Genomic DNA, 7,858 nt, shown 5'->3' on the forward strand with positions numbered 1-7,858 from the left:
GTCAGTTATGCTGTCTTCTCGATTAGGAGGGGAAATATGATTGATTTGCTGCTCATTCATGGGACTGTGATCACCATGGATCCAGACAGGCGAATCCTTTCGGATGGCGCCATCGCCATAAACGAAGGACGAATTTTAGACGTGGATATAACCGAAAAGCTGACATCGAAGTATGAGGCGAAAAAATTGATCGATTGCAGCCATCAATGCATATTGCCAGGATTGATAGATGTTCATGGCCATGGGGGACATTCGATGTTCAAGACGATTGCGATGGAGAATATCGATTTTTGGATGCCGATCATGACGAATACGTATAAACATTTTGTAACGGATGATTTTTGGTACTACGAAGGCAAGCTCTCCTCCTTAGAGAGATTGAAGGCGGGTGTAACGACGGGTGTAAGTGTTTTAGGCTCCATGCCGCGATCCGATGACCCGATTTTCGCAATCAATCACGCAAAGGCTTACGCCGAGGTGGGCGTGAGGGAGGTTGTCTGCACCGGCCCTTGCAACCCTCCATGGCCTCATTCATTCAGCCGGTGGGTTGACGGGAAAAGAATCGAGAAGCAGGTTACTTATGAAGAGGTATTAATGGGAGCGGAAGCAGTGATCGAAGCACTGAATCATGCTAATGAAGACCGCACGAGAGCCTTCATTACCCCATTTGTCATCGTCACATCTGTTGACCCCTCCAACCCCACAGCCCCTGACAGGCTTTATGGGCTAAGTGATCATGATCTTTATCAAGCGAAAAGAATCAGGGAAATTGCCCGAAAATATGATACGAGGATTCATTCCGATGCTTTTGGCGGGATGATTCATTTAGCGATACAAGATAAGAAGAATGCCCTGTTAGGTCCTGATGTCCATTTACAGCATTGCCGCGGCATTTCCTTTGATGAGGCTAGGATCCTGGCAGAAACGGGGACGAATGTCAGTGCATCACCAGGTTTTGGGCAGGTGAATGCCCGTACGCCGATCACTGAATTATTGGAAATGGGTGCAACGGTGGCGATTTCTACGGATGGAACCTCGCCTTCGACTAGCTTTGATATGTTCCAGGCAATGAGGAAAACCCAATTCGTTCACCAGGCGGCACTAAGGGATTATTACTATTTACCACCAGGAAAACTACTGGAAATGATTACGATCGATGCCGCGAAATGCATTGGCTGGGATGATGAAATCGGCTCGCTTGAGATTGGGAAGAAAGCGGATGTGATTACGGTCAATTTGCATCAGCCGCATCTAACACCTGAATTCATGCATGTTCATCGGCTTGTCTTTCAAGCAGTGGCGAATGATGTGGAGCATGTCATCGTCGATGGGAAGGTAATCATGGTGGGGAGGAAGGTCCAAACCGTTCATGAAAGCACCGTGCTTAACGAAGCGAATGAAGAAGCGTTTTCGACGATCAAGCGTGCGGGGCTGGAAAAGTATATGAAGCCGACGAAATATTTCTGGGGACACGCCAGGGCCTATGTCGATGAAAGAAGATATGACGAACGGGAGAATGCTCAGGAAATGTGGAAAGGGGAATAAGATGAAAACGAAGGTTAAAGGAAGATATGTAATTGGTTATGATGGCTGCGATCATGTCATTTTGGAAAATGCGGAGGTCGTATATGAAGGTGATACGATTTTGTATGTAGGAAAAAAGTATCCGCAAGAAGTGGATGAGGTATTGGACGCCGGAAATGCGATCATTAGCCCCGGCTTCATTGATTTGAATGCGTTAGGGGACATTGACCATGATATATTGCATTTTGAAGCTGGGTCCGATAGACAGAAAAACATGCTTTGGTCAGAGGATTATATCAAAAGCGGCCATCCCGAATGGATGTCCAAAGAAGATGAGGCTTTCAAATCTTTATATGCGTATTCACAGCTCATCCTTCATGGCGTGACGACGGCGATGCCGATTACCTCGGTTTTTTATAAAAGCTGGGCAGAAACGTATGCTGAATTGGCAGCTGCGGCAGAACATGCAGCTCGATTGGGGTTAAGGGTTTACTTAGGTCCAAGCTTCCAATCCGGAATAAGGGTCGTCGAGCCTAACGAAAAAGTAAAACTGCACTGGGATGAAAAGGCTGGGGAAGCTGGATTGCGCAGGGCGGTCGAGTTTGTCGAAACGTTCGATGGTGCCTATGATGGCCTTGTAAGAGGGATGCTTGCCCCAGAACGTATAGAGTGCCAAACGGCAAATAGTTTAAAACAAACAAAATATTACGGCGATAAACTGGATGTACCGATAAAGCTTCATGCCGCCCAGGGGAGCTTTGAATTCAACACGATATGGGAAGCCCATCAGGTGACACCGATTCAATATTTGTACGATCTTGGTTTCCTCGGTCCAAGAACGGGAATTCCTCATGCCCACTATATTTCAGGTTACAGCCAAGCCAAATATGGCCACAGTGATGACTTGGCACTTCTAAAGGAAACGAAGACAACGGTGATCCATTGCCCGCTGATCATCGCAAGGCACGGCGAAGCGCTGGAATCCTTTGCAAAATATAAGAGGGCAAATATCAATATTGCTCTTGGAACGGATACATTCCCTCCGGATATGTTCCAGAACGTAAGAGTAGGCAGCCTTCTTTCACGAATGGCCGAGAAGGAAGTGGAAGGCTCTAGGTATGCCGATTTCTTTCGATCCGCAACTCTTGATGCAGCGACTTTTCTTGGCAGGGACGATTTAGGCCGGATTGCACCGGGGGCAAAAGCCGATATCATTGCGGTAAGCCTGGACAGCTATCATATGGGTGTAATCGATGATCCGATTCGGACGATGTTTGTAAGCGGCTCTGGGAAGGACGTTACATTATCCATCATTAATGGAAAAGTCGTCATGAAAGATCAAGTGATCACTGATCTTGATTTGGACGAAATCAAATATAAGGCGCAAAAATATTTTAATAGGATGAGAAGCGGTTATTTGGAAAGGGATTATCAGAAGCTTCCTGAGCAAGAGCTGTTTAAGCCCTCATTTAAAATCGTAGAAGCGATTGGTCCTATAATGGCTGAAAACGTGCAAAAGAAGTAGAGAATATTATTGTGTTAAATAGTCAGAATATTATTATATTTCGAAAAAGAAATTGGGAGGTCATGGTTGATGGGGAGATATCTTGGCATAGGAAAGCTTATTATAGTCATGTTCATCGGGATTATCATTACAGGTTGTTCTTCTAACAATGACGTAAGCAAAACGGCAAGTGATCCGAACATTGCGCCAAAGGAAGGGGGGACGTTGGTCATTGCCCGTTTATCGGACGCGGAAAACCTCGATCAGCAGTTCATGTCCACGATCAATGCAGCCAGTGTCACACACCATAAGATCTATGAAGGACTTGTACAGCGGGATAAAAATGGCGAAATCCAGCCTATGCTAGCAAAATCGTGGAAGCAAATCGATGACACGACCTGGGAATTCAAGCTTAGGGATGATGTAACGTTTCATGATGGCACACCATTTAATGCAGATGCTGTAAAAAAGACGTTCGATAGACTATTGGATCCGGCGGTTGCCTCTCCCAGAGCAGTTGTATTTAAAATGGTAAAAGAAGTGAAGCCGGTTGATGAACATACCGTGCAATTCAAACTTAAGGAACCTTTCTCCCCACTGCTTTCGATTTTGGCGAATCACGAAGGGGGAATCATTAGCCCGAAAACGATCGAGAAGTTTGGCAAGAAAATCATTCAGGAACCAAACGGAACAGGTCCTTTCGTTTTTGATTCGTGGTCCCCGGGGCAGGAAATCACCTTGGAGAAGAACAAAGACTATTGGGGAAATGAGCCAAAAGTGGACAAAGTCATTTTCAAGGTCGTCCCTGAAGATTCAACGCGGATATCGATGATCGAAACCGGTGAAGCACAGATAGCGGAGCCTCTTCCGATAGCGGTCATGGATCAGGTGGAATCCTCAGCGGCCATGGACGTTTACCGCAGTGAAGGATATGGTACCGAATATTTAGGATTCAATGTCGAGAATGAACCATTCAATGACGTCCGCGTCCGTAAAGCGATCGCCCATGCCATTGAAATGGATTCGATCATTAAAGGCGTGTTCAATAATGTCGGAGTCAAGGCGAACTCGTTGATGGGCTCTAAAGTATTCGGGTATAATGCCAATTTGAAAGCCTATGATTATAATCTCAAAGAAGCAAAAAAACTGATGGCCGAAGCCGGATATTCAAAAGGCTTGGACGCCACCATCCTGACAATGGACAGTAAGGAAAGAGTGAACTTGGCCGAGGTCCTGCAATCCCAGCTAAAAGGCATCGGAATCAATTTGAAGGTACAGGTCATGGAGTACGGATCGTTCGTGGAACAAGTGAATAATGGGCAATCGGAAATGTTCATCATCAGCTGGAGAAACGCGACAGGTGATGCCGATTATAATCAATATAATCTTTTTCATACGAATTCACAGGGAGCCGCCGGCAATACATTCTTTTACAGCAATCCAAAGGTTGACGCCTTGATCGATGCAGCCAGAAAAGAAAAAGACGAAGAAACGCGCAAAGAACTATACGCCGAGGCCCAGGAAATCGAAATGGCCGATACCCCTTATATTCCGGTAAGGGTGATTGAAAATGTTGCTGCGGTCGCGAAGGACGTAAAAGGCTTCTCGATGAGTCCTTCAGGCTATCTCGAAATTAATGAAGTAACGATAAAGTGATGAAGCTAAAGGGTTCAACCCAATTCAGGGTGTAATGTATTTGTGGCAAAAGGTTTCTGAGATTTTCTTCAGAAGCCTTTTTGTTTTGACTTGAACGAGAGGTAGTACTTACGTGATTGCATTAGATGGTATTCCGATTGCCCATTTGTAGGAATGTACTTAAGTCGTTACATTGCACTGCAGGTGCCTCAAATTCAATGCTGAGCCTATATTCACGAGTAAAAGCATGAAACTCACGAATAAAGTCATCAAATTCACGAGTAAAAGTGCCAAACTCACGAATAAAATCGTCAAACTCACGAATAAAGTCGTTAAATTCGCGAATAACACGCCGAAATGGTGAGAGAAAGCAGTGATTATACGGAGAACCAGGGCCAAAATCAAGTGTAACGCAAGAAATTGATGAAAAACGGTCCCCGTTGCGTGTGAAAAGGGCAATATTTGCGAGAACTCGCCTCAAATTTGTTGCAAAGCACACACTCATGATTAAAGTCGATAAATTGATAATTATTTTGCGTTAAAAATAAAAGCTATCAATATGATAGCTTCCCATTTGTTTTATTTTATTCTAATGACTAGTCTGTAGGTAAAATTGATCAAACATAGTATCTACTATGCGAACTCCAATGCAATTGGACAGCACCTTGTATTAGTTTATGTAACCGACCCAGTGTCTTATTTTAGGTTAACCAAAATAAGACTTTGGTCATCTTTACGTGAGTCACTGTCCTCTTCGTTTCTAAGAGATTGGATAATTTCCTCTTTAAGTGTAGATAAAGGGGCAGCAGAATAGGTTTTTACCAATGAGCATAATCGGTCTGAACCTAGAGGTTCTTCAACTCCATCTGTATAAAGGCACAGCTTACTGCCCTTATTGTAGGTAAGGGTATTTGTTTTGAAACTCATATCTTCAAACATCCCGAGTGGTGGCCGATTAGAACGCATCTGATATTGTTTTCCGTTCATATCCTGTAAGAGCACCGAAGGATGGCCTGCATTGATGTAATTAATTTCTCTCTTATCCGTATCGATCAAAAGGTAGACGGCTGTGCAGTAATGCCCAGTTTCACTTGTGTTTTTGAATAAAGAATGAAGGTGATCATCTAATTCCTTCATCACAGTTTTCACTTCTGAACCTTTAATAATTAATCTCTGAAATATGGACTGAAGTGACATGGTTATGAGAGCAGAAGAAAGTCCGTGCCCCATCACATCTAGTAGGATAAGGCCATACCGTTGGGCGTCAATTTGGTAGAATCCATATAGATCACCTGATAATTGATTGGAGCCTTTATAATACGCTTGAATCTCAACATGTTCATTAATGATAGGAACAGGTAATAGTGTCTCTTGGATTTTTTTAGCAAGATCCATTTCTCTTTCTGTATCTACTTTGTATTTTTCATTTTTTTTGTTTAATTCAATTAGCTTATCCTTTTGAACTTTCATCGTTTCATGAGCATTCTCTAAATCAGAATAAGCCTTATTCCTAGCATTTAGAGCAGTCACTGCCTCTTTTTTTGCTATAAGAAGCTCATTTTCTAATTCGTTTCTTTTGCGCATGGGAATCACCACACACTCAATAATGGTTCTTCCATCTCGCTCTCTTCGAACAGCGTTGAGTAATACAGGTATTTCTTCATCATCTACAGACTTTAAGGATATATATATTTCCTCGATGTGATTTTCTAACTTGATCAGAGGAACGAGGTAAAGCTGATGAAAGAGTATGGCCGAAGCCGAAAGGATAAAATTAATAGGCTGACCATTCAATTGATCGAGATTATATCCCAATATTTTAAGTAAGGTTTGATTAACGGATAAAATAGCATCTTCTTCTGATAAAGTAAAATATCCGCAGGGTGCCTCATTTAGTTGTTCATTCACAAAAATTCACACCCATCTCTTCTATAAATCATTTGTATTAAATTCATCCAAATACTGACTGATTAGGGATATCGTCTCTTCAGGATGACTGATATGTGGACAATGTCCTGTTGCTTTCATCATTTTCAATGTACTATCAGGAAGATGCTTATGAATATATTCACCTACTGCTGACGGAGCAATAACATCTTCTGAACATTGCAATATGAGTGATGGTAATTTTACTTTTGCTAAGTCTTTACGATTGTCTGCAAAAAAGGTAACCTCCGCAAATTGTCGAGCAATAATAGGATCAGTAGAACAAAAACGATTCTCTAGGTCCCGTTTAAGCTCTGGTCGATCTGGATTATTCATTACCGTTCCAGCAAAGGCGGTTGCCCAGCCTATATAATTTTTGTCCATCATATCAATCAACCCTAAAAGCTGTTCTTTTTCGAAACCTCCGTAATAATCATTAGGGAAATTCAGGTAGCAAGGGGAAGGACCAACCAGAACAAGTTTAGAAAAATATTCAGGATGTTTTATTGATGCCAGCATGCCAATCACACATCCAACAGAGTGACCAACAAATATTGCATCTTTTAAGTCTAATGCGGAACAAACATCAAGTACGTCTTGTGCATACCCTTCAAGAGTGCTGTATCTTTCCACGTTATATGCCTCTATATCTGAATTACCTGACCCAACATAGTCAAATAGGATAATTTGGTATTCCTCTTCGAAGTCTTTTGCAACCGATTGCCAGACATTTTGATCACAACCAAAACCCGGAGCAAATATCATTGGTCGTGTACCACTTCCTGCAACCTTTACATTGTTACGCAATAAAATATTGGGATTCATAACTAGCTCCTTCATTAGAAGATATACTTACCTAATGTTAACACTAACCTTAATCTAATTAAAGAATTACACTTTAGTACTTAATCTTATTTGAACGGAAAATGCCTTAGCCTCTATGTACCTTTAAAACTCATATATTTGTACAATAGAGGGATTATACTGCTATGAAATTTTATAGACATATCCTTGTCTTTTTTTAAAAGTGTACTTCTCTGCTCTAGTTTTCAAGCAGAGTGGATTGTAACGGAGGGTGCGAGACTCCTGCGGGAAATGCGGTATAGGNTGAGACCCCGCAGGCCAAGCGCCGAGAAGGCTCCCCGACCGCCCTCTGGATAAGGGGAGTGCCTGAAATGATGATATCTAAAGGACATTTCCTCCAAAAATGAGGAGGTTTAGAATTAAATTGTAGTTATAAATCAGAGTGGATTGTAACGGAGGGTGCGA

The 7,858-nt window shown here is 42.5% G+C and carries 5 protein-coding genes; 3 read left to right on the forward strand and 2 right to left on the reverse strand.

From position 1 onward, the window contains the following. Positions 1-36: 36 nt before the first annotated feature. The 3 genes from ASU00_RS12165 (at position 37) to ASU00_RS12175 (ending at position 4,684) form a co-directional block, all read left to right on the forward strand. Positions 37-1,545, forward strand: coding sequence for an amidohydrolase family protein (locus tag ASU00_RS12165; protein ID WP_057913740.1), 1,509 nt, complete (start codon positions 37-39; stop codon positions 1,543-1,545). A 1-nt stretch (position 1,546) separates the two neighbouring features. Further along, complete coding sequence (locus ASU00_RS12170) at positions 1,547-3,049, forward strand: chlorohydrolase family protein (RefSeq protein ID WP_057913741.1); 1,503 nt, start codon at positions 1,547-1,549, stop codon at positions 3,047-3,049. 69 nt (positions 3,050-3,118) lie between these two features. Further along, the gene (locus tag ASU00_RS12175; protein WP_057913742.1) at positions 3,119-4,684 is read left to right on the forward strand and encodes a glutathione ABC transporter substrate-binding protein; all 1,566 of its coding nucleotides are present in this window, start codon (positions 3,119-3,121) and stop codon (positions 4,682-4,684) included. A 675-nt stretch (positions 4,685-5,359) separates the two neighbouring features. Here the strand turns inward: ASU00_RS12175 and ASU00_RS12180 are convergent. After that, entirely contained in the window at positions 5,360-6,571 is a 1,212-nt protein-coding gene (locus ASU00_RS12180) for a SpoIIE family protein phosphatase (RefSeq protein ID WP_057913743.1), read from the reverse strand. 21 nt (positions 6,572-6,592) lie between these two features. Beyond that, positions 6,593-7,414: an alpha/beta fold hydrolase gene (locus ASU00_RS12185; RefSeq protein ID WP_057913744.1), complete on the reverse strand. Its 822-nt coding sequence runs from the start codon at positions 7,412-7,414 to the stop codon at positions 6,593-6,595. Positions 7,415-7,858 lie beyond the last annotated feature (444 nt).

The organism is Peribacillus muralis (assembly GCF_001439925.1).
Lineage (GTDB): Bacteria > Bacillota > Bacilli > Bacillales > DSM-1321 > Peribacillus > Peribacillus muralis.